The sequence below is a fragment of the Thalassococcus lentus genome (assembly GCF_028023555.1).
Taxonomy (GTDB): Bacteria; Pseudomonadota; Alphaproteobacteria; order Rhodobacterales; family Rhodobacteraceae; genus Thalassococcus_A; species Thalassococcus_A lentus.
The window spans coordinates 788,464-810,289 of the sequence record NZ_JAQIOY010000002.1; the positions used below are offsets into that span (position 1 = coordinate 788,464).

Here is a 21,826-nt window from a genome sequence, read left to right on the forward strand (position 1 = left end):
TGAGAGGTTTGTGCACCATGGCATACAATGACACCCCCGACATTATCTACACTATTGTCGACGAAGCGCCGCAGCTGGCATCCGGTTCGCTGCTGCCGATCATCAGCAGCTTTGCCAAGGCCGCTGGCGTCAGCGTTGGCACCCGCGACATTTCACTGGCCGGACGCATCATCGCAGCCTTTCCCGAAGGTCTGAGCGAAGAGCAGCGCCAAAACGATGATCTGGCCGCTTTGGGCGAGCTGGTCAAAACCGCCGATGCGAACGTCATCAAACTGCCGAACATTTCGGCTTCGGTTCCGCAGCTGGTTGCAGCCGTCAAGGAACTGCAAAGCCAGGGCTTTGACATTCCCGACTATCCTGAAGCACCTGAAACAGCCGCGGACAAGGCGGTCCGCGCCCGTTTCGATGCCATCAAAGGCTCGGCCGTGAACCCGGTTCTGCGCGAAGGCAACTCGGACCGCCGCGCGGCCGCCGCCGTCAAGAACTATGCCCAGAACAACCCGCACCGCATGGGTGCCTGGACCGCAGAAAGCAAAACACGCGTTGCTTCGATGTCGGGCGGCGATTTCTTTTCCAACGAAGCTTCGGCCACGCTGGGCGACGCAACCTCGGCCAAGATCGTGCACGTTGCAGCCGATGGGACAGAAACAGTCCTCAAGGACGGCGTCAGCTATCCGGCAGGCACCGTGGTGGATGCCACATTCATGTCCGCAAAAGCTCTGGACGAATTCCTCGTTGACCAGATTGCGCAGACCAAAGCCGAAGGCACACTGTTTTCGCTGCACATGAAGGCCACGATGATGAAGGTCTCCGACCCGATCATCTTTGGTCACGCGGTCAAAGCCTGGCTTGCGCCTGTTTTCGAACAGTTCGGTGCAGAAATGGACGAACTGGGCGTCAATCCGAACTCCGGACTGGGCGACCTGCTGGACCGGGTCAAGGATCAGCCTGCCATCATGGCCGCAATCGACGCCATCACGGCCGAACGTCCGCCCATGTACATGGTGGACAGCGACCGCGGCATCACCAACCTGCACGTCCCTTCTGACGTCATCATCGACGCCTCGATGCCTGCCCTGATCCGCGCGGGCGGCAAAGGCTGGGGCCCCGATGGCAAGGAAGCCGATTCAAACTGTGTGATCCCGGACAATTCCTATGCGCCGGTCTATGACGCGACGATCGAGTTTTTCAAAACCAACGGCGCCCTGAACCCGGCCACCGCCGGAACCGTTCAGAACCTCGGCCTGATGGCTCAGAAAGCCGAAGAGTACGGATCGCACCCGACGACATTTGAAATGTCTGCCGCAGGCACGGTCAAAATGGTTCTGGACGACGGCACTGTCATCCACGAACACAACGTTGATGCCGGAGACATCTGGCGTTCGGCGTCCACGCGCAAGGCACCGATCGAAGACTGGGTCAATCTGGCCATCGAACGGCAGAAGGCCACTGGCTACCGGGCGATTTTCTGGCTCGATGAGAACCGTGCCCATGACGCGCAATTGCTGGCCTACGTCAAACCGATCCTCGAAGCCAAAGGCGTCGCGGACAAGTTCGAGATCATGGCACCGCGCGAAGCGACCGTGGCGTCGCTGGAGACGATCACCAAGGGCGAGAACACAATCGCCATCACCGGCAACGTGCTGCGTGACTACCTGACCGACCTCTTCCCGATCCTTGAGCTGGCGACCAGCGCCAAAATGCTTTCGATCGTGAAACTGATGAACGGCGGTGGTTTGTTTGAAACCGGTGCCGGCGGCTCTGCACCAAAGCACGTTCAGCAGCTGATGGAAGAAAACCACCTGCGTTGGGACAGCCTGGGTGAGTTCTGTGCTTTGGGTGAATCGTTCAAGTTCCTTGCGGATGCGAAAAACAACGCCAAGGCCCGCATCCTCGGCGATGCCGTTGAAACAGCGACGCAGGGCGTTCTGGACCATGACCGCAGCCCCGGTCGCAAGGTTGGCCAGCCCGACAACCGCGACAGCCATTACTGGTTCGCACGCTACTGGGCAGAAGCCTTGGCCGCGCAGTCCGACGATGCAGATCTTGCGGCGCATTTTGCACCAATCGCAAAGGCGCTTGCAGATGGCGAAGAGGCTATCGTGTCTGAACTGGCGGCAGTCCGCGGCGCAGCAGCCGACACCGGCGGCTACTACCACACGGATGCGGCCAAGACCGCTGCTGTGATGCGCCCCTCCGCGACCCTGAACGCCATCATCGGCTAAGCGCGGAACGACAAACCATGCATTCGGCGCGCCAAGGGGCGCGCCGAAACCGCAGGCCACTCGGACCTACGCCTATTCAATCAAAAATCGATGCGACAAAGGCAGGCTGGCCCCACCAAGGGTTCGGGCGTCAGATCCGACATGGCCCGCCTCTATTCTTGGCAAGGTCAGACCGGTGGTGTCGTTTCGTGCAAGCGCCGCCTGCGTCTTGGAAACCAAAGCTTCGCGCGCGGGGTCAGGCAACCAGCCATCAATGCGCACGGCCTCTACATCCAGAACCGCGCTGGCCGACACGACGGCATAGGCCAAAGCATCGGCAGCGCTGTTGAGCCAGTCTTCCAACATCGCCTCGTCCACACGCCAGTCTTCTGTGTTTATCCACATACTCGAGGTTTCGAACCCGCTGGACAGCAGCGTCGCCTCGAGCACACCCAGGCTGGCAAGATCGATCAATTGGCAGGTTCCACCCTTTCCATCTGGCACAGGCAAAGGCCCCAAAGCCGCCGCATTCCCGCGCCCGGTAAACAGTTTGCCGTCCAGCGCCAAACCGCCGCCAATGAAGTAGCCAACGTAAAAATACAGAAAATCGCGCGCGCCATCCTGCGGGCCAAAGACCAGTTCGGCCCCACAGGCCGCGGATGCGTCATTTTGCAGAAAAACCGGAAAATCAAAGGCCGCTGCAATTTCCGCCCGGATATCGAAGTCACGCCATCCTTCCATTCTTTCCGGGGCGACATTCAGTTTGGCGGCCCAGTTCCACAGGAAAAAAGGCATTGCAATGCCGAGTCCGGCCACCCGTGTTCTTTGGTCGTCCGGCAGGTCAGCCAAAAGCGCCTCGATCTGTGACACCGCAAATTTGACCGTTGCCTTGGGCTCTGGATAGGCATGAACCCGCGTAGCCCGGTCAAGCACCTGCCCCTTGAAATCTGTCAGCACCAGCTCAACGGACCGGCGACCAATTTTGAGGCCCAGGAAATACGCCCCACCCGCCGCGAGCGCCATCGGCACCGAAGGCTGCCCGACCTTGCCGCGGATCGGATCGCCGCGTTCCAGCAGACCATCGCCCTCGAGGGCACGCATAATCACGGATACCGTTTGTGCGGACAAACCGGTTGAACGCGCAATATCGGCTTTGGCCATAGGGCCGTGCCGACGCAACAGCGTCAAAACAAGACGTTCATTGTGCGCACGCATCCCACTTTGATTGGAGCCACGCCCAAGGATTTCCGTCTCTTTATCAATGGCTTGCTCAACCGACTTCACGTTCAAGATGGCATCCTCCCTCGCTTGAGAATGCTTAGCACAATTGACCCTGTCAATAATAATTCATTCTGATTTATTTATTATTGACACTCGGAGCGATTCTCTGCTTCCCTTACGTCCGAGGGTTGCGCACCGCTGGCAAATGCTCGGCATGCGCACCCGGAAGAACGGCTGAAGCCGTTACCTTTGGGAGGAAAGACATGACGAATTTGACTAAAACACTTGCTATGGGCGCATCCGCGCTGGCCTTTTCGGCGACTATGGCCGCCGCTGGCGGGCATGCGACAACCGTTTGCCTAATCACGAAAACCGACACCAACCCCTTCTTCGTCAAGATGAAGGAAGGCGCGACAGCCAAAGCAGAAGAGCTGGGCATGACGCTCAAGGCCTTTGCGGGCAAAGTGGATGGTGACCACGAAACACAGGTTCAGGCGATCGAAACCTGCATTGCGGACGGCGCAAAAGGCATCCTGCTGACAGCCTCTGACACCTCTGCCATCGTACCCAACGTACAGCAGGCCCGCGAGGCCGGGCTGGTTGTTATTGCGCTTGATACGCCGCTGTCACCTATCGACGCGGCAGACGCAACCTTTGCAACCGACAACTTCCTTGCTGGTGAGCTGATCGGCAAATGGGCCGCGGCCTCACTGGGCGACGATGCCGCCAACGCGAAGATCGGCATGCTGGATCTGGCCATCAGCCAGCCAACGGTTGGCGTTCTGCGCGATCAAGGCTTTCTCACCGGTTTTGGCATCGACATCAAAGACCCGAACAAATGGGGTGACGAAGATGATCCGCGGATTGTCGGCAACGATGTGACCGCTGGCAACGAAGAAGGTGGCCGCAAGGCGATGGAAAACCTGCTGGCCAAGGATCCCGGCATCAATGTGGTTTACACCATCAACGAACCCGCCGCAGCCGGTGCATATGAGGCACTCAAGGCCATTGGCCGCGAAAACGATGTTCTGATCGTGTCTGTCGACGGTGGCTGCCCCGGTGTTCAGAACGTGGCGGACGGCGTGATCGGCGCGACTTCGCAGCAGTACCCGCTGCTGATGGCATCGCTGGGCGTTGAAGCGATCAAGAAATGGGCCGACAACGGCGAAAAGCCAGAGCCGACACCGGGCAAAGATTTCTTTGATACCGGCGTTGCACTGGTGACTGACAAAGCCGCCGATGGCGTCGAGTCGATTTCGGTCGAAGAAGGCAAGAACCTCTGCTGGGGTTAAGTACAAAACGTCGGACGGGGCCCCTGCCCCGTCCGATCCCGCGGCCTTGACCTGACCGGGTAAAGGCGCTCTGAATTTCAAAGACATCCAAGGCACGAGGGGACAACCATGTCCGAATCCGGCTCCAAAGGGCAGGACTACGAAGCATCGCTTGCAGCAGCCGATTCAAAGGTTGCCGAGTTTGATGATGAACAACGGGGCTTTGTGCACCGTTTGCAGCACTTCCTGCATTCAAACCCTTCAATGGTTCCTCTAATCGTTCTTGTCCTGTCTACCATTGGCTTCGGGCTTTGGATCGACTGGGAGCCCATTCAGGTCAGAATGGGCTGGGCCGCACTGGAAGACGTGTCCAATGGCCGCTTTCGGTTCTTCAACTCATTCACGCTGACGCTCATCTTGCAACAAGTTGCGATTGTGGGCGTTCTTGCGCTCGCTCAGACATTGATCATCCTGACTGCAGGCATTGATCTGTCGGTCGGCGCAATCGCTGTTCTGTGCTCGGTCATCATGGGACAATTCACGTTCCGCTATGGGATCCCTCCGTTTGTTTCAGTCATGATCGGTCTGGTGTTCGGCACCGCGATCGGCGCTGTCAGCGGATGGCTTGTCAGCCGGGTCAAACTGCCACCCTTCATTGTCACGCTCGGGATGTGGCAGATCGTTCTGGCCGCGAACTATCTCTATTCCGCCAATGAAACCATTCGCAGTCAGGACATCGAGGCACAGGCCCCCTTCCTTCAGCTGATGGGCTACAAAATGAAGCTGGGCGGAGCCACCCTTACGCTTGGCGTTGTGTCGATGCTGGTTCTGGCGCTAGTGCTGGCCTATGCCTTGCGGTCCACGGCCTGGGGCCGCCATGTCTATGCCGTGGGCGACGATCCAGAAGCGGCCGAGCTGGCCGGGGTCAACGTGCACCGCACCTTGATGTCTGTCTATATGCTGGCCGGTCTGATCTGCGCCTTTACCGCATGGGTGATGATTGGACGATTTGGGTCAGTTTCTCCCTCGGCCACCACAGGGGTCATCGGCAACATTCAAGCGATTACGGCCGTTGTGATCGGTGGGATCTCGCTGTTTGGGGGGCGCGGCTCAATTTTGGGGGCGCTGTTTGGCGCACTGATCGTTGGGGTTTTCGAATTGGGGCTCAGAATGTCTGGCGCAGATCCGCAGTGGACCTTCCTGCTCATCGGCGTGCTGATCATCGGCGCTGTCGCCGTGGACCAGTGGATCAGAAAGGTATCGGTATAATGGAACGCACACCCATTCTGCAGGGCAAGAATCTGGTCAAACGCTATGGCAAGGTCACGGCCCTCGATCACTGCGACTTCGAACTCTATCCCGGCGAGATCCTGGCGGTCATCGGCGACAACGGCGCAGGCAAATCCACCTTGATCAAAGCCGTTTCAGGCGCTGTGGTCCCGGACGAAGGTGAGGTCTTTCTCGATGGTCAGCGGGTCGACTTCAACTCTCCGATCGACGCGCGCGAAAAAGGGATCGAAACCGTTTACCAGACCCTCGCCATGTCCCCGGCCCTATCGATCGCGGACAACATGTTCATGGGGCGCGAAATCCGGAAAAAGGGTCTGATGGGCAAAGTCTTTCGCCAGTTGGACAAGGCCGAAATGGAACGGTTGGCAAGGGACAAGCTGAATGATCTCGGGCTCATGACGATCCAGAATATCCGGCAGGCAGTTGAAACCCTTTCAGGGGGTCAGCGTCAGGGCGTTGCGGTCGCGCGGGCTGCGGCCTTTGGGTCAAAGGTCATCATTCTGGACGAGCCGACCGCCGCACTGGGCGTCAAGGAAAGCCGTAAGGTGCTGGAGCTTATTCAGGACGTCAAATCCCGTGGCATCCCGATTGTTCTGATCTCGCACAACATGCCTCATGTTTTTGAGATCGCAGACCGGATTCACATTCACCGGCTCGGCAAACGGCTCTGCGTGATCGATCCCAAAGCCTTCTCAATGAATGATGCGGTTGCGTTTATGACCGGCGCGGCAGAACCGCCGCCCGAAACCATCCCGGCCTGATCCGAAAGCACACACTCTATGTACTTAGGCATCGATATTGGCACGTCAGCGGTCAAGACGGTCCTCATCGACGTGACCGGAACGGTCCTTTCGGATGCAAGTGTTGGGCTGAGCATACAGCACCCGCATGCAGGATGGGCCGAACAAGCCCCGGACGACTGGTGGCAAGCCGTGGTTAAAGCCGTTCGCTCCGCTTGTGCCGACCAGCCACCACCAAGCGCTATTGGTTTGTCCGGGCAAATGCACGGTGCGGTTCTTCTGGACAAAACCCACAGGGCCATCCGTCCCGCCATCCTTTGGAACGACAGCCGGGCCGAAGCGGATTGCAAATCGCTGAGCAACACACATCCGCATTTGGCGCAACTGGCCGGCGTGCGGGCCATGCCCGGGCTGACAGCCCCCAAACTTCTCTGGCTATCAAGGGAAGAGCCGAACAATTTCAAAGCGATATCCCATCTTCTTAGCCCAAAAGATTATATCGGGCTGCGCCTGCATGGCGCGTGCATAACGGACCCCTCTGATGCGGCTGCAACATGGTGGTTCGATCAGGCGCAGCGTGACTGGGCCCCTGCTTTACAAGCGGCAACAGCCAGTGATCCGGGTTGGTTTCCGCCCATTCTGGGCGGGACCGAACAGGCCGGACAACTCAGTCAATCCGCAGCCGAGCAACTGGGTCTGCCCCGGGGCATCCCGGTTGCTACAGGGGCCGGTGACGCCGTTGCCGGGGCCATTGCACTGGGCGCGGTGCGCGACGGGGATGGCTTTGTATCACTGGGCACGTCCGGCCAGCTTTTCGTGGTAACAGACCGTTATGCCGCAGCGCCGGATCAAGGGCTGCACAGCTTTGCGCACACCTTGCCCGGGCTTTGGTATCAAATGGCGGCGATGCTGAACGGGGCCAGACCCATGCAATGGTTCGCTGACATGACCGGCGCGCCAATCGAGACGCTGTTGGCCGAAGCCCAAGACGCCCCCCTTCCCGGCACGCCCATTTGCCTGCCCTATCTGACCGGCGAACGCACCCCGCACGGCGACAGTAAAATCCGCGGCGCCTTTATCGGCCTGAGCAATGACACGACGCGCGGACAAATGATGCGCGCGGTGATCGAGGCCATCGCCTACAGCTTTGCCGACGCGCGTGCCGCGCTCGAAGCGGCCCGGCCAATGCCCTGCACCCTCCAGGCCATAGGCGGCGGAGCACGCTCGGCACTTTTGCTGCAAACCATGGCGGACGTTATGGGTGTCACATTGAACCGCAGCGAAGACGCCGCGATCGGCCCGGCTATTGGTGCGGCTAAATTGGCCGCGATGTGCATCGGCGATCTGTCAGTATCAGACCTGCACCAGCCCGAAACACGGCAGGAATTCCGCCCCGATCCCGAGGCCTCTGCACGTCATGAAAGCCGATTGCGGCGCTATCGCGCGCTCTACCCGGCCTTGCAATCGCTGCCGGACACGTAGACACGCTCGCCCTTATCGAGCGTTGGTTTCAGCCCGGATTGCCGTGCTCAGCGGGTCAAAGCACCACCCCAGCGTCAGCGTGAAAGACGTCGGGAAAGCGGGTTTGTCAAAGCTGATCAGAGCCTGCCCCCAATTGGCGCTCGGGGCCTGCCCCGGCTCAGACAGCAGCGCGCCGCAATTGTTCGGACCAACACCGGTCCAATAGGCGCGATGCGTGTCACGGTTGGAATAATTGCCCGCGAGCCCCGGGATCACCAAACGCGCCGGCGTGCCATCCACATTGGTAAAAGTGAAAATCGCTGCGCCGTCCTGCTCATCCAGATAAACGATCTCGCCCATATCGCTAGACCAGGTTTCGTCCGCCATAGCGGCGGTTGTCGTCAGGGCGAGGGCAGCGGCGAGGATCAGGCGGTGCATGGGTTTGGCTCCTGTTGGTTGGAGCCGAGTGTGGCACAGGGCGAAGGCCGGGCGTAGTCAGGTATTCCTTGGCTTAAAACGAGCGCCAAGCCGGACCATCGACGGGCCGCGGTGCGGCGATCAGTCGGAATTTCTAAGACGCTTTATCCCAGCCACTGGCGCGCTAGGGATCAGCGGCGCGCATACGGCAGACCAATCGCCGTGCCGGGGGGCGGCCCGGCGATAGCGCGGCGCCCTGCGGGCTTGATCCGCGCTTCAATGAGTTTGGTCTCATCATTTCTACCAATCAGTACCCAAGAGTGTGCAATACAACGACAGTACCAATTGCCACCAGCATAGGAACAACAAACGATCGCACTGCCTCAGCCAAAAACGATCCGAAGTGGGAACGCATTCGTGGCCAAAACTTGTTTTTGTCGTATTTTTCGATTGTTGAGTAGCCAGCTCGGGTGAGGCTAGCATAGCACTCTTCAGACCACTCGCCAGACAAAGTGATTAGTCATGAGGCCTGCATGATTTTAAAAGCATGTCGGACTTCCGTATTTTGATCGTGCGCCTTCAGTGCCGTTTCGTTGAAGTCACCAGTAAATTTGGTTTCTCTAGCTGAGCCATGATCTGCGAAACGTACCCCTTCACCCAAATCATCTTGAGCGATCAAGCGTAGAAGGCGTTCTTCAATCTCAGAAGAGTACATTACCGACTAAGTCCGCCATGCAGCGTCGGCACATCCAGCGAAGCAAAGCCGTAATGCCGCAGCCAGCGCAGGTCTGAATCAAAGAAGGCGCGCAAATCCGGAATGCCGTATTTCAGCATGGCGATCCGGTCGATGCCCATGCCAAAGGCAAAGCCCTGCCATTCGTCCGGGTCTACACCTGCCGCGGCCAGCACTTTGGGGTGCACCATGCCGCTGCCCAGAACCTCAAGCCAATCGTCGCCCTCGCCGACCTTGACGGTACCGCCTTCGAACGAACACTGAATGTCCACTTCGGCCGATGGTTCGGTGAAGGGGAAATGCGAAGCCCGGAAGCGGGTTTTGACACTGGTGCCAAAGAAGGCCGAGAAAAATTCCTCCAGCACCCACTTGAGGTTCGCCATCGAGATATCGCGATCAATGGCCAGTCCCTCGACCTGATGGAACATCGGTGTGTGGGTCTGGTCATAGTCGGCGCGGTACACTCTTCCCGGCGCAATGATCCGGCAGGGCGCGCCGTGCTTTTCCATATGCCGGATCTGCACCGGCGAGGTATGCGTCCGCAGCACATGCGGCGGGCGTTCGTCGCCTTCGGCGCGGTGCATGTAAAAGGTGTCCATCTCGGCGCGCGCAGGATGGTGGCCGGGAATATTCAGTGCGTCAAAGTTATACCAATCGCTGTCGATCTGCGGCCCTTCGGCCACGGCAAAGCCCATGTCGGCCAGGATCGCTGTGACCTCTTCGGTCACTTGGCTTACCGGATGGATAGTGCCTTGCTGGCGTGGACGAGACGGCAGCGTGACATCCAGCCACTCGGACTTGAGCCGTTCATCCAGTGCCGCATCGGCCAAGGCGACCTTCTTGGCGGCCAATGCGCTGTTGATCTCGTCTTTCAGTGCATTCAGCGCAGGGCCTGCAGTCTGGCGCTCTTCCGGCGTCATCTTGCCAAGCTCACGCATCTTGAGGCTGATTTCGCCCTTTTTGCCCACCGCCGAGACGCGCAGATCCTCCAGCGCGGCCTCATCGCCAGCATTCGCAATTGCAGTCAGGTATTTGTCGCGCAGATCTTGCATCTTGGCCTCTCCTTACAGACGCGGGGCCGTGCTATCACAGCGCCCTAGGAATGCAAGCATGCCTATAGACGCGGAACCGCCGTGACGTGTCGGGCATTCCGCACAAACTGCGCGATTTTACTGGCGTCCTTTAGACCCGGCGCCGCTTCGACACCGGATGAGACATCCACCTGACGCGCCCCGGTCATAGCAATCGCATCACCGACATTGTCGGGGTTCAGACCACCCGCCAGCATCCAAGGCTTGGCCCAGCGCTTGCCCGCAATCAAACGCCAGTCGAAGGCAAGTCCGTTTCCGCCCGGCAAATCCGCGTTCTTGGGCGGCTTGGCATCAATCAGGATCTGATCGGCAACCTGCGCGTAAAGCCCGATCTTCGGCAGATCGGCCTCTTCACCAACGCCAACCGCCTTCATCACCGGCAAACCATAGCGCGCGCGCACCTCAGCCACGCGCTCGGGTGTTTCTCCTCCGTGTAGCTGAAGCATGTCCAGCGGAACCGTGGCGCAAAGCGCATCCAGCATGGCGTCGTCCGCGTTCACAACCAGGGCCACCTTGGCCAGCCCCACGGGCGCCAGACTGGCCAAATCCCTCGCCACATCCAAACTCACGTTTCGGGGGCTCTTGGGAAAGAAAACAAAACCGCCATAAGCCGCACCAGCCGAGGCCGCAGCTTCGACATCATCCGGCCGCGTCAGGCCACAGATCTTGACCCGCACGTCCATGGCGCGACTCCCTGTTTCTTTGTGCCAAAAATATCCTGGGGTCTGGGGCAAAGCCCCAGAAAACTGTCACAACTTTCGAAAGTGGGCGAGACGCCCGATCAGCTTGCCTGATCCAGAAGGGCGAGAACCTCGTCCTTGTCCTTGTCCCGCTCGGCCTGCGTGCGCTTAAGCTCACGTTCGAGCTTTTTGACTTCGGCCTGCTTGGACGCTGCTTCTGCGCGGTGCTTGTGTTCGCGCAGCCATTCCCAAACGAAACCAACCAGCAGGCCCACAACGATTCCGCCAAAAATCACGATATAGAGCGGCAGCTCAATGGACTGACCAAGCCAGCCAAGCCCGGGAAAACCAGCCAGCCCCTCCGGTAGGGTATTCAATGTCACCGAGGCCCGGTTTGCCAAAGCTACAATAACCAACACAATGGCCAGCGCGGCCAGAAAAGCGTAGCGGATATAACGCATGGGTTTTGTTTTACTTCCCGTTCAGGCGGTCGCGCAGAAGCTTGCCGGTCTTGAAGAAAGGCACGTGCTTTTCCTCGACCTCCACCGATTCACCGGTGCGAGGGTTGCGGCCAGTTCTTGCGTCGCGCTTCTTGACGGAAAACGCCCCGAAGCCCCGCAATTCAACCCGGTCGCCCCGGGCCATGGCATTGGTGATCTCTTCGAAAATCGTATTCACGATTCTTTCGACGTCACGCTGAAACAAGTGCGGGTTTTCGTCCGCAATTTTCTGGATCAGTTCTGATCTGATCATGGTTCAACATCCCCCTGTGCCGCGCGTGACAGCGCGCAGTCATTGGCGACGACTATACGCGCGCGTGCTCAAAACGAAAACATTCAAGTTTGGGAAAAGCTATGGATTGCATCGGTTTGGCGGCGCAAAAGCGGCGTTTCGCCGCCAGTTGGGCGCTGAAACGCGCCACTTTTTGCTTCTTGCCTGCAAATCATCATTCGCCGATTCGGCTTTGATGGCTTCGGACACTGCGCTGGAAATCCGCTCTACTGGCATACAGCGGCAAAGTTGGTCCGTCCCTTGCCGTCCTTTGCGCCCGGCTTGAAATAAATCAATTTCATCCCCGCCGAACCGCAGGTCTGGGCCGCGCGCACTTTGACTTCGCCCGCGGTCCATGCGTCACCGAAAAGGCCCCTCAACTGGCTTTGCCCTTCAACGGTCACCGAGCGCATGCGCAGGGTCGTGTCCCCTTGAGGCTGCTGCTGGATAAACCGGGTGCTGTCATCCGGAATGATGATTTCGCTCTGTGCCGAAACGAAGGATGCAGCGCAAATCAGGCTGGCTGACAAAAGGATTCTTTTCACAATGGTCCCCAATACAGGTTCATCAATCAAACGGTTTGGCGATCATTTCAGGATCGCCGGGAATAATTCACTCGGTCTGGGCCGTCTTGATCAGGCCACCAACCCGGACACAGGCAATGGTTTGGCCAGGTTCGGCCGCCGCAGTGACAAAACCCTGCGCGCTTCGTCCGTCAGCCCAAGCTTGAGCAGAACATTTGCGTAGGTCAATTCCAGAAGATCGCGCTGCGCTCGGCTGCCTCCGATCCGTTCGCTTTGCGCCAAGACCGGGATCAGGTTTTCCAATGCGTCCTGCCATTGCCCTCGTGCGATTGCCCCCCACGCGCGGGCAGCCGGACGTGCCAAATCATGCGCATAGCCTTTTTGCACGTCCATCACGGCAGCCAGGCGATCTCCGTTGCCTGACATGGCATGCGCCAGCGCGGCGTGCATATCGACAAAGCTCTGTCCCGGCTTGGGAAAGCGTTCGGCAGTATAATCGCTGAGTGCCGCCCATCGTTCAGGCGCGACGGTCAGACCTGCCAATTCCGCCCGGTGGTAGATGGCTGCTGTATCTGTGACCACGTTGATCGGCATGCTGCTTCCGGTGTCGGGCGCGACGCCGGCATCAACCAGCGCCCAAAGCCGCTCTTCATCTCCGTCCTGCAGCGCCCAAAGCGCCGCATGCCAGGTCAGATGTCCGTGCAACCCCCCGCGTTTGTCATATCCCGTCAGCCAATCATCCAGATAGGCCCGCCCTGCCCGCGTTTCCCCGATCTCGTAGAGCGCGTGCGCCTTGAAATGTGCGGCGTTGGCATTGTGCGGGTTCAGCGCCAGTGAGCGCTCCATCAGATCCAGCGATTCCGACGTGGCCCCCGTCTCGCAGAGCGAAAGCGCATGCATGGACATCATCCACCAGTCTTCGCCGTAGTGCGGCATCAGCATGGTTGTGTAGGAGAGTAGGTCCGCCTCACGGCCCACCTTTCCCGAAAAGCCGATCAGCCCAAAGACATTGGTGCACAGCTGCGCAATCACCGCGTCGCGTGGCCAGCGCTGCACGTGTTCCCAAACCGCGGCGCGCGTTTCCACGGGTTTGCCTGCCACCAGCAAAGCCATGACGTTGATATGTGACTGTTCTTGTTCGGTTGTCATGGGCGCAAGGCGTTCCGCCGCTGCCATGGCCGTTCGCGCCCCCGGCATATCACCGCCCAGCATCCGGGCACGGGCAAGCGCGACATATCCCAGTGCAAATTCCGGGTCAGCGCTGATTGCCTGCTCAAAGACATCCTTTGCGCCGTAGGTGGCAGCCAGCAAGCCTTTAACCCCGATGTCATAAAAGTCCCGGGACATTGCGGTGCCCGTGGTCAGCGTATTTCCGTAGGCGTCGGAAATGGTCATCCTGCGTCTCCCTTTGAAAACAGCCTACCCGGAAATGCCCAAGAGTCTATTCCAAGCGAAGCCAGCGTCTCACACAAAAGGTTATGCCGCTCTGGCTTTAACGGCGGGTCCAGCCCCACAGGCACAGCAGTTCGGTTGCAACATGCGCCCCGGCAACAGCGGTGATCCCCGCGTGATCGAAGGGGGGTGACACCTCGACGACATCCCCACCAACCAGGTTGATCCCTGCCAGTTGCCGCAGCATTGCCGCGGCCTGCGCACTGGACAATCCGCCCCAGACCGGCGTTCCGGTACCCGGCGCAAAGGCCGGATCGAGCGCATCGATATCAAAGGTCAGATACACCGGGTTGTCACCGACGATATCCCGCACTTTGTCAGCAATTGCGCCAGGATCTGCGGCGTGAACCGTTTGCGCATCAAGAATGTTGAAGCCCATCGTGTCAGGATTGTCGGTGCGAATTCCGATCTGCACCGACCGCTCGGGCACAACGGTGCCTTCCTTCGCGGCCTTATACATGAACGTGCCGTGATCGACGCGCTTCATGTCATCATCAGCCCAGGTGTCTGTATGCGCGTCAAACTGGATGATCGAAAGTGGTCCATGTCGGGCCGCATGAGCGCGCATGCACCCCAGTGTCACCGAATGATCGCCGCCCAAGGCGATGCAGGCAGTGCCACTGTCGAGGATCGCGCCCACATGCTGTTCGATCCGTTCCGGCACTTCCGAGGGCATCGCATAGTCAAAAGCCATGTCGCCATAATCGGCGATGGCAAATTCAGACAGCACATCGTAGCCCCAGCCATAGGGCGCATCACAGGGCTGCAACAATGATGCCTCGCGTATCGCGCGCGGCCCGAGCCGCGTTCCCGGCCGGTTTGTCACCGCCTGATCGAAAGGCAGGCCCGTCACGGCAATATCGGCGGCGCTCAGATCCTTGGTGTAGCGGCGACGCAAAAAAGATGGTGCCCCGGCAAAGACGTTTTCAAACGAGGGTCCTTTGAGGTCTTCCCGCGTAAAGGCATGATCCATTTGCGTCTTGGCATCTTCCAGCGCCATGTCGTGTCCCCTAAATTTTGATGCCTCGCCAAGACGTGCCAAGGCAGAAGCGAATATGACGCCTTATCAGCTGCTTACCGGAAGCGCCTTTTCGATCAGACGGGCAAAGAAGCTGGCCCCGATCGGCGCAATGTCATCGTTGAAATCATATGCCGGATGATGGCAGCCCTGCGTGTCACCCTGCCCCAGAAACAGGTACGCTCCGGGTCGCGCTTCGAGCATATAGGCGAAATCCTCGCCCGGCATGATTGGATCGCAATCATCATGAACCGCGTCCGCGCCCACAACGTCGCGTGCAACACTGGCCGCGAAACCTGCTTGGTCCGGATGGTTGATCGTCGGCGGATACCCTTCGACATAATCGAGGCTGGCCTGCATGCCAAAGCTCTTGGCCTGATACTCTGCAATCTCTGCCATGCGTTCTTTGACGACGGCCTGCACATCTTTGTCGAAATAGCGCACCGTTCCGTTGATCATGGCGGTCTCAGGCACGATGTTCATTGCCGTACCTGTGTGGATCTGTGTGACCGAAACAACCAGCCGTTCCAAAGCGTCGACGTTTCTCGATACGATGCTTTGCAAGGCCTGCACCATGGAAGCCGCGCACAAAACCGGATCTCTGGTCTGATACGGCATCGCGCCGTGCCCGCCCTGCCCGGTGAGCGTGATCGTGAATTCATCAACCCCGGCCAGCAAAGCATCGCCATTGGTGTGGATATGGCCCGCGGTCTCGCCGGGCATGTTGTGAATGCCGTAGACTTCCTTGATGTCGAACCGATCCATTATGCCCTCTTCGACCATGATACGGCCCCCACCTTCGTTTTCTTCGGCGGGCTGGAAAATCAAGGCGACACGCCCCGAAAAATTGCGCGTTTCAGCAAGGTACTTTGCAGCACCCAGCAACATGGTGGTGTGGCCATCGTGGCCACAGGTATGCGCCAGTCCCGGCACTTCGCTGGACCATTCGCAGCCTGACAGATCATCCATCGGCAGAGCATCCATGTCTGCGCGAAGACCAATGGTTGGACCCTCCCCCCGACCTTCGATGATCGCCACGACACCCGATGTGGCAATCCCGGTGTGGATGTCGGTGATTCCGAACTCCTTGAGCCTGTCCACGACAAAGGCCGCCGTCTTGTGACACTCAAGCCCCAGTTCCGGATTCCGGTGCAGATAGCGGCGCCAGGTTTTCATTTCTTCGGACATCGCCGCGATGGAATTGATGGTGGGCATGAGGGCTCTCCTTTGCCGCCAGCCAATCCTGAATTCGCGGCGCGCGCAACCCTGTTCAACCGGCGTGCCGTGTCTCGATCAACCTTGCAAAGAAACTTGCCCCGATCGGGGCGGCTTCGTCGTTGAAGTCAAACTCGGAATGATGCACCGAAGGGCCCTTGCCTTGGCCAAGAAACAGAAACGATCCGGGCCGGGCGTTCAGCATGTAGGAAAAATCTTCGGCGCCCATTTCCGGCGGCAGATCATCAATCACCGATCCCGAAACCGCACGCGCGACATCCACCGCCCGCGCCGTCTGCTCGGCATGATTGATCGTGGCTGGATAGTTGCGTCGATAGTCGACCGATGCCGTCAACCCGTAGGCCGCCGCCTGTCCATCCGCGATCGTTTTGATGCGTTGCTCAGCCAGATCGCGCAATTCAGGATCAAGACTGCGCACAGTGCCCGACAGCGTTACATCTTCGGGAATGATGTTGAACGCGGTGCCGCCATGCACCTGCGTTACAGAAACGACCAACGGTTTCAGCGGGTTGATATTGCGTGCAACAATGGTCTGCATTGCCTGACCGATGGCCAGTGCACAGGGCATTGGATCGATGCAGGCGTGTGGATAGGCCGCGTGGCCGCCCTTACCTTTGACTGTGATCGTGAAATCATCCACCGCTGCCATGATGGGGCCTGCACAGGTTCGAAACTCGCCCAGATCACCGAAGGGATCTGTATGCAGAGCATAGACCTCCTCGATGCCGAACCGCTCCATGATGCCCTCTTCGACCATGATGCGCCCCCCGCCGACCGTTTCCTCGGCGGGCTGAAAGATCAACGCGACGCGGCCTTTGAAGTTACGCGTTTCCGCCAGATATTGCGCCGCCCCCAGCAACATCGCCGTATGCCCGTCATGACCGCATGCATGCATCCTTCCAGGGATTTTGCTGGCCCAGGGCGCGCCTGTTGTTTCCTCCATCGGCAAAGCGTCCATGTCCGCACGCAGGCCGGTCACAGGCCCGCTTCCCTGCCCGTTGATGATCCCAACCAGTCCGGACGTCGCAATTTCAGTGTGGATTTCGTCCACCCCGAATTCACGCAAACGCTCGGCCACAAAGGCTGCGGTTTCATGACAGTCGAGCGACAATTCCGGGTGCTGGTGCAAGTGTCGCCTCCAACCAGCCATTTCGTCGGCCTTGGCGGCAATGCGGTTAATCACGGGCATGTACTGGACTCCTTGCAGCGGCTGCATCAGGGATAGGCAAGCGCGAAACGCCGGAGGGTGCAATGACCAATGATGATTTGATCCACGATCCAAAGGGCGGCATGCCGCGATTGCTGGAAATCATGCGCCGTCTGCGTGATCCTGAAACAGGTTGCCCTTGGGACATCGAACAGGATTTCTCGACCATCGCGCCCTACACAATCGAAGAGGCCTATGAAGTGGCCGATGCGATCGAACGCAGCGCATGGGACGAGTTGAAAGGCGAACTGGGCGATTTGCTGTTCCAGTCCGTGTTCCATGCCCAGATGGCCAGTGAAAAGGGCCTGTTCACCTTTGACGAGGTCGCCGACGGCATGTCAGACAAAATGGTCGCGCGTCACCCCCATGTTTTTGGCGATGAAACCCGGGACAAATCGGCAGAGCAGCAAACCGCCGACTGGGAAGCCATCAAGGCCGCCGAGCGCGCAGCAAAGGCACGGGGCGGTGTTCTGGATGACGTGGCCTTGGGCCTTCCGGCCTTGATGCGCGCTGTCAAACTGCAAAAGCGCGCGGCGCGGGTCGGCTTTGACTGGCCATCAACAGACGAGGTGATCGACAAGATCGTCGAAGAAGCTCAGGAACTGCGTGAGGCAGACGATCCCGCGCACCAGCGCGAAGAATTCGGCGATCTGCTCTTTGTCATGGCGAACTTGGCACGGCACCTCAAAATCGACCCCGAGGAAGCACTGCGCGCTGCAAACGCCAAATTCACCCGGCGGTTTGAATCGATTGAACGCGCGCTTGCTGAACAAGGCCGAACCCCCAAAGATAGCAATCTTGAGGAAATGGATGCGCTTTGGGACGCTGCCAAGGCACAGGAAAAAGCGGGCTGAGACCGCCGCTCAGAGAGGCCAAAACCATGGGATGAGCAGTGACGCCAAAACGCCAACGCTCAGGTTCAGCGGTAAGCCAACCTTGATGAAATCGGAAAACTTGTATCCGCCCGGACCGTAAACCAGCGTATTGGTCTGGTATCCGATAGGCGTGGCAAAGCTGCAGGACGCGGCCACCATGACCGCCACCACCAAGGGGCGCGGATCAACGCCAATCGCCTGCCCCAGGGAAATCGCAATCGGCGTGACCACCACTGCAACCGCATTGTTGCTGACTGTCTCGGTCAGAACAGATGTGAGCATGTAGATTGCCCAGACCAGAAAAACAGGATGCAATCCCTGCATATAGGGGGCGATCGTCTCGACGATCATTTGCACCGCTCCAGAGGCTTCCAAGGCAGCACCAATCGCCAGCATGGCAAAGATCAAAGCCAGCAACTGCCCTTCGACAAAAGAAAACGCCTCGTCCGCATCGATACAGCGGGTCAGCAAGACCAAGGCAACCGCGACCACAGCAAGCGCCAGAATCGGTGCGATCCCAAAGGCCGAAAGCACCACAATGGCCGCCAGAGCCAGCAGCGCAATCGGCGCATGGCTGCGCCGGTAGGCCCGCGCGGACGGCTGCGAGACATCGACAAGATCCATGTCTTCGGCCAGTCTCTGAATGTCGTCCGGGGCACCTTCGATCAGAAGCGTATCGCCCACGCGCACAACCAGTTCGTCCAGTTGGCGGCCAATATTCTGGTTCCGGCGATGCACCGCCAGCGGATAGACACCGTAGCGGCGGCGCAGGCGCAGCGCGCCAAGGCTGCGGCCCACCATTTTGCATCCCGGCGTAATCAAAACTTCGACCGTCGAGGTCTCGGTGGCCGAAACCTGATCCACGCGTTTTAGCTCTTTGTTGCGCTGCAGGCTGAGCAGTTCTGTCATCTGCGTGCGCAACACAACCCGGTCACCCACCTGCAAGGACACGCCCTGCAGATTGCGCCGCAACGATGCATCGCCGCGGATAACGTCAACCAGCCGGACGCCCTCTCTTTTGAACAGCTGCACGCCCAGAACGTCACGCCCCACGAGGTTACTTTCAGGCGGGATCACGGCTTCGGTAAAGAACTTCATCTTGGTTCGGTCAGAGAGCATGCCCGCCAAAGAGGTCCGATCCGGCAACAGGAAGCGCCCTACAAGAACCAGATAGATCATGCCCCAGATCACCAGTATCGCCGCCAGCGGCGTGACCTCGAAAATGGTGAACGGCTCCCATCCTTCGACATTTGCCGAACGCGCCACACCATCGACCAGCAGGTTCGTCGAGGTACCGATTAGCGTCGTAGTACCGCCAAGAATTGCCATGTAACTCAAAGGGATAAGCAGCTTTGACGGCGAAATTCCCAGAGAATTGGCGATCTGCACAAAGATCGGCAGCATCACGACAACCACCGGCGTGTTGTTCATGAAGGCTGAGGCCACAACCACAACCGCCAGAATTCCGGCCATTGCCCGAATGGGTCGTCGCACGACCTGAGCCTGAGCAAAGTTGGTGAAAGCATCCAGCGCGCCGGTGCGAACAAGCGCGCCCATGACAATGAACATCGCCGCAATTGTCCAAGGTGCCGGATTACTCAGCACACCAAGCGCCGCATCATAGGGCAAAACACCAAGCACCAGCAAAACCGCGACGCCGCCCATTGCGGTAACCTCGGTCGGGTAGCTTTCACGCAGAAACAGAATGAACATGACGATTACGACTATCAGCGCAACCAAAGCCTGCCCATTCTGGCTGAGGGTGATCAGTTCCATTGGCCTGTGGTACCCTTGCTCTTATTTTGGTCTATTCTGGCCTGCGTCCTGATCGGGCACAAGCTGTTTGGGCCGGGGCTGCACCAGCGCCATGCCCGCCAGCATCGTAACAAATGCCGCCCAAAACCAACCGGAATAACTCTCTCCCAGCAGCAAAATCGCCCATGTGACCCCGAACAAGGTGACAAGATAGGCGACCTGAACTGCGAAAACCGACCCGGCCCATCCGACCAGACCGACATATCCGGCATAGGCCAGCCCATGCAGCAGTGATGACGCGACAATTGCGCTGTCCGGCGCGCTCCAGTTTGCACCCGGAATGATAAACTGCCCCATCCAGAGCGCCGCCGGGCCAGTCAGCCCCATGCCGATTATGGAAGCACCGGTCAAAACCTGCATCGGATCCAGTCCCGCCGTGCCGTAGCGCGCCACGTAGTTGCCTTCGATCGCATAGCAGGCCGAAGCCAGCAGCGCGATCGCCACCCAGAACGACGACACGCTTGCCGGCAACCCTTCCTGCGGCAGCACCAGCAGCATGACACCACAAAACCCCAAGGCCAGCCCCAGCAGTCGCCGCAGCGCGAAATTGTCGTTGCCCATCATCAGAGCGACCGGAAACGCGAGCATCGGCACAGCGCTCAGAAGGATCGATAGAACACCGGACGGCAAATGCACGGCAGCGCTGTAAGACGCGATGCCCGGCAAAACCGTACCGATCAAGGAAATTACAAAATAGCGCTGCAACGCGCCACCTGTGAGCGGCAGCCCTCGGCCCCGCAACAGGCAGATCGCCCCCAGAAAAACCGCGATTATGCCGTTTTGCCAGAACAGGATGCCCACATGGCGATAGCCGTCAGAGACCGCGATCTTGGCCAGCGGCTGCGTCGCGCCCCATGCCGCACCAATCAGCGCAAGCGCAAGAAAGGGCAAGGCCGCTTTCACGGCCCGGATTGCTCCAGCCGCCCACCCTGCCGCACCATGCAAATGCGTGTGGCCTTGCCGGTCCTGTCGTCGGTCTCAACATAAACCCCGCTCAGCGTCGCTTCGCCAAGCGCCGGGGTGAACCGGGCCTTGGCCATGCCGGTCACGAAGCGCCGCATCGGTTCGGCTTTTTCCATGCCAATGACGGAATTGTAGTCTCCGCACATGCCGGCATCACTCAAAAAAGCGGTCCCACCGGGCAATATCTGCGCATCCCCTGTGGGCACATGCGTATGCGTGCCCACAACCAGACTGGCCCGGCCATCGCAGAAATGACCCATACCCATCTTTTCCGATGTCGCCTCACAATGCACATCGATCAGACGGGCCTGTGCCTGCCCCCCAAGCCGGCGCAACACATCGTCCACAGCGGAAAACGGATCATCATAGGCCCGCTTCATGAACACCTGGCCCAAAACCTGCGCCACCAGCACCTTGCGACCGCGGCGATCAGAAAACAGCCCGGCACCGCGGCCGGGCGCCTGCTTGGCGAAATTCATCGGGCGCAGGATGCGTGGCTCTTCATCGATGAACTGCAACATTTCCTTCTGGTCAAAGGCATGATCGCCCAGCGTGATCACATCAGCACCGGCGTCCAGCATGGCCTGCGCATGACGGGCGGTCAGCCCGGCGCCATTGCTTGCGTTTTCGCCGTTGATCACGACGAAATCCAAGCCCCAGTCCGCGCGCAATGCGGCCAACCGCTCGGTCACGGCGGCGCGGCCGGCGCGGCCCATGACATCCCCAAGAAACAATATCTTCATGATCCAAGGCGTAGTGCGCGGCGCGCCGAAAGCAAAGACCCATTTCGCGATGACGCGCGCCCGGCTGCGCGGCATTTTTGCTTTCTTCTCTGCACAATCCACTCTGGGGTGAAT

21 protein-coding genes are annotated in these 21,826 nt (G+C 59.1%); 6 read left to right on the forward strand and 15 right to left on the reverse strand.

The window, feature by feature from the left end:
- The first annotated feature begins 17 nt into the window (after positions 1 to 17).
- Positions 18 to 2,225, forward strand: coding sequence for an NADP-dependent isocitrate dehydrogenase (locus PFY00_RS08890; RefSeq protein ID WP_271432175.1), 2,208 nt, complete (start codon positions 18 to 20; stop codon positions 2,223 to 2,225).
- 72 nt (positions 2,226 to 2,297) lie between these two features.
- On the opposite strand, the gene PFY00_RS08895 is transcribed toward PFY00_RS08890, so the two are convergent.
- Entirely contained in the window at positions 2,298 to 3,419 is a 1,122-nt protein-coding gene (locus PFY00_RS08895; RefSeq protein WP_271432232.1) for an ROK family transcriptional regulator, read from the reverse strand.
- Positions 3,420 to 3,688: 269 nt separating this feature from the next.
- On the opposite strand from PFY00_RS08895, the gene PFY00_RS08900 reads away from it, so the two are divergent.
- From PFY00_RS08900 to xylB, 4 genes are all read left to right on the forward strand, one after another.
- The gene (locus tag PFY00_RS08900; RefSeq protein WP_271432176.1) at positions 3,689 to 4,717 is read left to right on the forward strand and encodes a sugar ABC transporter substrate-binding protein; all 1,029 of its coding nucleotides are present in this window, start codon (positions 3,689 to 3,691) and stop codon (positions 4,715 to 4,717) included.
- 108 nt (positions 4,718 to 4,825) lie between these two features.
- Entirely contained in the window at positions 4,826 to 5,965 is a 1,140-nt protein-coding gene (locus PFY00_RS08905; RefSeq protein WP_271432177.1) for an ABC transporter permease, read from the forward strand.
- Positions 5,965 to 6,747: an ATP-binding cassette domain-containing protein gene (locus PFY00_RS08910; RefSeq protein WP_271432178.1), complete on the forward strand. Its 783-nt coding sequence runs from the start codon at positions 5,965 to 5,967 to the stop codon at positions 6,745 to 6,747. Before PFY00_RS08905 ends, PFY00_RS08910 begins: the two co-directional genes overlap by 1 nt.
- 18 nt (positions 6,748 to 6,765) lie before the next feature.
- Positions 6,766 to 8,208 (forward strand): xylulokinase, encoded by a 1,443-nt coding sequence (gene xylB / locus PFY00_RS08915; protein WP_271432179.1) that lies wholly within the window; start codon positions 6,766 to 6,768, stop codon positions 8,206 to 8,208.
- 12 nt (positions 8,209 to 8,220) lie between these two features.
- On the opposite strand, the gene PFY00_RS08920 is transcribed toward xylB, so the two are convergent.
- The 11 genes from PFY00_RS08920 to PFY00_RS08970 all read right to left on the reverse strand — a co-directional run bounded on the left by PFY00_RS08920 (position 8,221) and on the right by PFY00_RS08970 (position 17,298).
- The gene (locus tag PFY00_RS08920) at positions 8,221 to 8,625 is read right to left on the reverse strand and encodes a hypothetical protein (protein ID WP_271432180.1); all 405 of its coding nucleotides are present in this window, start codon (positions 8,623 to 8,625) and stop codon (positions 8,221 to 8,223) included.
- 499 nt (positions 8,626 to 9,124) lie between these two features.
- On the reverse strand, positions 9,125 to 9,319 hold the full coding sequence (locus PFY00_RS08925; RefSeq protein WP_271432181.1) for a hypothetical protein: 195 nt from the start codon (positions 9,317 to 9,319) through the stop codon (positions 9,125 to 9,127).
- Positions 9,319 to 10,389, reverse strand: coding sequence for a phenylalanine--tRNA ligase subunit alpha (pheS, locus tag PFY00_RS08930; protein ID WP_271432182.1), 1,071 nt, complete (start codon positions 10,387 to 10,389; stop codon positions 9,319 to 9,321). Before pheS ends, PFY00_RS08925 begins: the two co-directional genes overlap by 1 nt.
- 62 nt (positions 10,390 to 10,451) lie before the next feature.
- Complete coding sequence (locus PFY00_RS08935) at positions 10,452 to 11,111, reverse strand: phosphoribosylanthranilate isomerase (protein WP_271432183.1); 660 nt, start codon at positions 11,109 to 11,111, stop codon at positions 10,452 to 10,454.
- A gap of 98 nt (positions 11,112 to 11,209) precedes the next feature.
- Complete coding sequence (locus PFY00_RS08940; protein ID WP_271432184.1) at positions 11,210 to 11,569, reverse strand: LapA family protein; 360 nt, start codon at positions 11,567 to 11,569, stop codon at positions 11,210 to 11,212.
- A 10-nt stretch (positions 11,570 to 11,579) separates the two neighbouring features.
- A complete protein-coding gene (gene ihfB, locus PFY00_RS08945; RefSeq protein WP_271432185.1) occupies positions 11,580 to 11,861 on the reverse strand; it encodes an integration host factor subunit beta in 282 nt (93 codons plus the stop codon).
- 245 nt (positions 11,862 to 12,106) lie between these two features.
- Positions 12,107 to 12,424 (reverse strand): hypothetical protein, encoded by a 318-nt coding sequence (locus PFY00_RS08950; RefSeq protein ID WP_271432186.1) that lies wholly within the window; start codon positions 12,422 to 12,424, stop codon positions 12,107 to 12,109.
- Between the two features lie 90 nt (positions 12,425 to 12,514).
- Complete coding sequence (locus PFY00_RS08955) at positions 12,515 to 13,798, reverse strand: tetratricopeptide repeat protein (RefSeq protein ID WP_271432187.1); 1,284 nt, start codon at positions 13,796 to 13,798, stop codon at positions 12,515 to 12,517.
- Positions 13,799 to 13,895: 97 nt separating this feature from the next.
- Positions 13,896 to 14,855 carry an agmatinase gene (gene speB, locus PFY00_RS08960; protein ID WP_271432188.1) on the reverse strand — a complete coding sequence of 320 codons (960 nt, stop codon included), beginning with the start codon at positions 14,853 to 14,855 and terminating at the stop codon, positions 13,896 to 13,898.
- 66 nt (positions 14,856 to 14,921) lie between these two features.
- Positions 14,922 to 16,088 carry a M20 aminoacylase family protein gene (locus PFY00_RS08965; protein ID WP_271432189.1) on the reverse strand — a complete coding sequence of 389 codons (1,167 nt, stop codon included), beginning with the start codon at positions 16,086 to 16,088 and terminating at the stop codon, positions 14,922 to 14,924.
- A 55-nt stretch (positions 16,089 to 16,143) separates the two neighbouring features.
- The gene (locus tag PFY00_RS08970; protein WP_271432190.1) at positions 16,144 to 17,298 is read right to left on the reverse strand and encodes a M20 aminoacylase family protein; all 1,155 of its coding nucleotides are present in this window, start codon (positions 17,296 to 17,298) and stop codon (positions 16,144 to 16,146) included.
- A 62-nt stretch (positions 17,299 to 17,360) separates the two neighbouring features.
- Here PFY00_RS08970 and mazG point away from each other — a divergent pair, with 62 nt between their 5' ends.
- Complete coding sequence (mazG, locus tag PFY00_RS08975; protein ID WP_271432191.1) at positions 17,361 to 18,170, forward strand: nucleoside triphosphate pyrophosphohydrolase; 810 nt, start codon at positions 17,361 to 17,363, stop codon at positions 18,168 to 18,170.
- A gap of 9 nt (positions 18,171 to 18,179) precedes the next feature.
- Here the strand turns inward: mazG and PFY00_RS08980 are convergent, their stop codons facing one another.
- Genes PFY00_RS08980 through PFY00_RS08990 form a run of 3 tightly spaced genes read right to left on the reverse strand, consistent with a single transcriptional unit; the run spans position 18,180 to position 21,712 of the window.
- Positions 18,180 to 19,967 carry an SLC13 family permease gene (locus tag PFY00_RS08980; RefSeq protein ID WP_271432192.1) on the reverse strand — a complete coding sequence of 596 codons (1,788 nt, stop codon included), beginning with the start codon at positions 19,965 to 19,967 and terminating at the stop codon, positions 18,180 to 18,182.
- Positions 19,968 to 19,988: 21 nt separating this feature from the next.
- On the reverse strand, positions 19,989 to 20,909 hold the full coding sequence (locus PFY00_RS08985; protein ID WP_271432193.1) for a DMT family transporter: 921 nt from the start codon (positions 20,907 to 20,909) through the stop codon (positions 19,989 to 19,991).
- The gene (locus PFY00_RS08990) at positions 20,906 to 21,712 is read right to left on the reverse strand and encodes a TIGR00282 family metallophosphoesterase (RefSeq protein ID WP_271432194.1); all 807 of its coding nucleotides are present in this window, start codon (positions 21,710 to 21,712) and stop codon (positions 20,906 to 20,908) included. Before PFY00_RS08990 ends, PFY00_RS08985 begins: the two co-directional genes overlap by 4 nt.
- Positions 21,713 to 21,826: the final 114 nt, after the last annotated feature.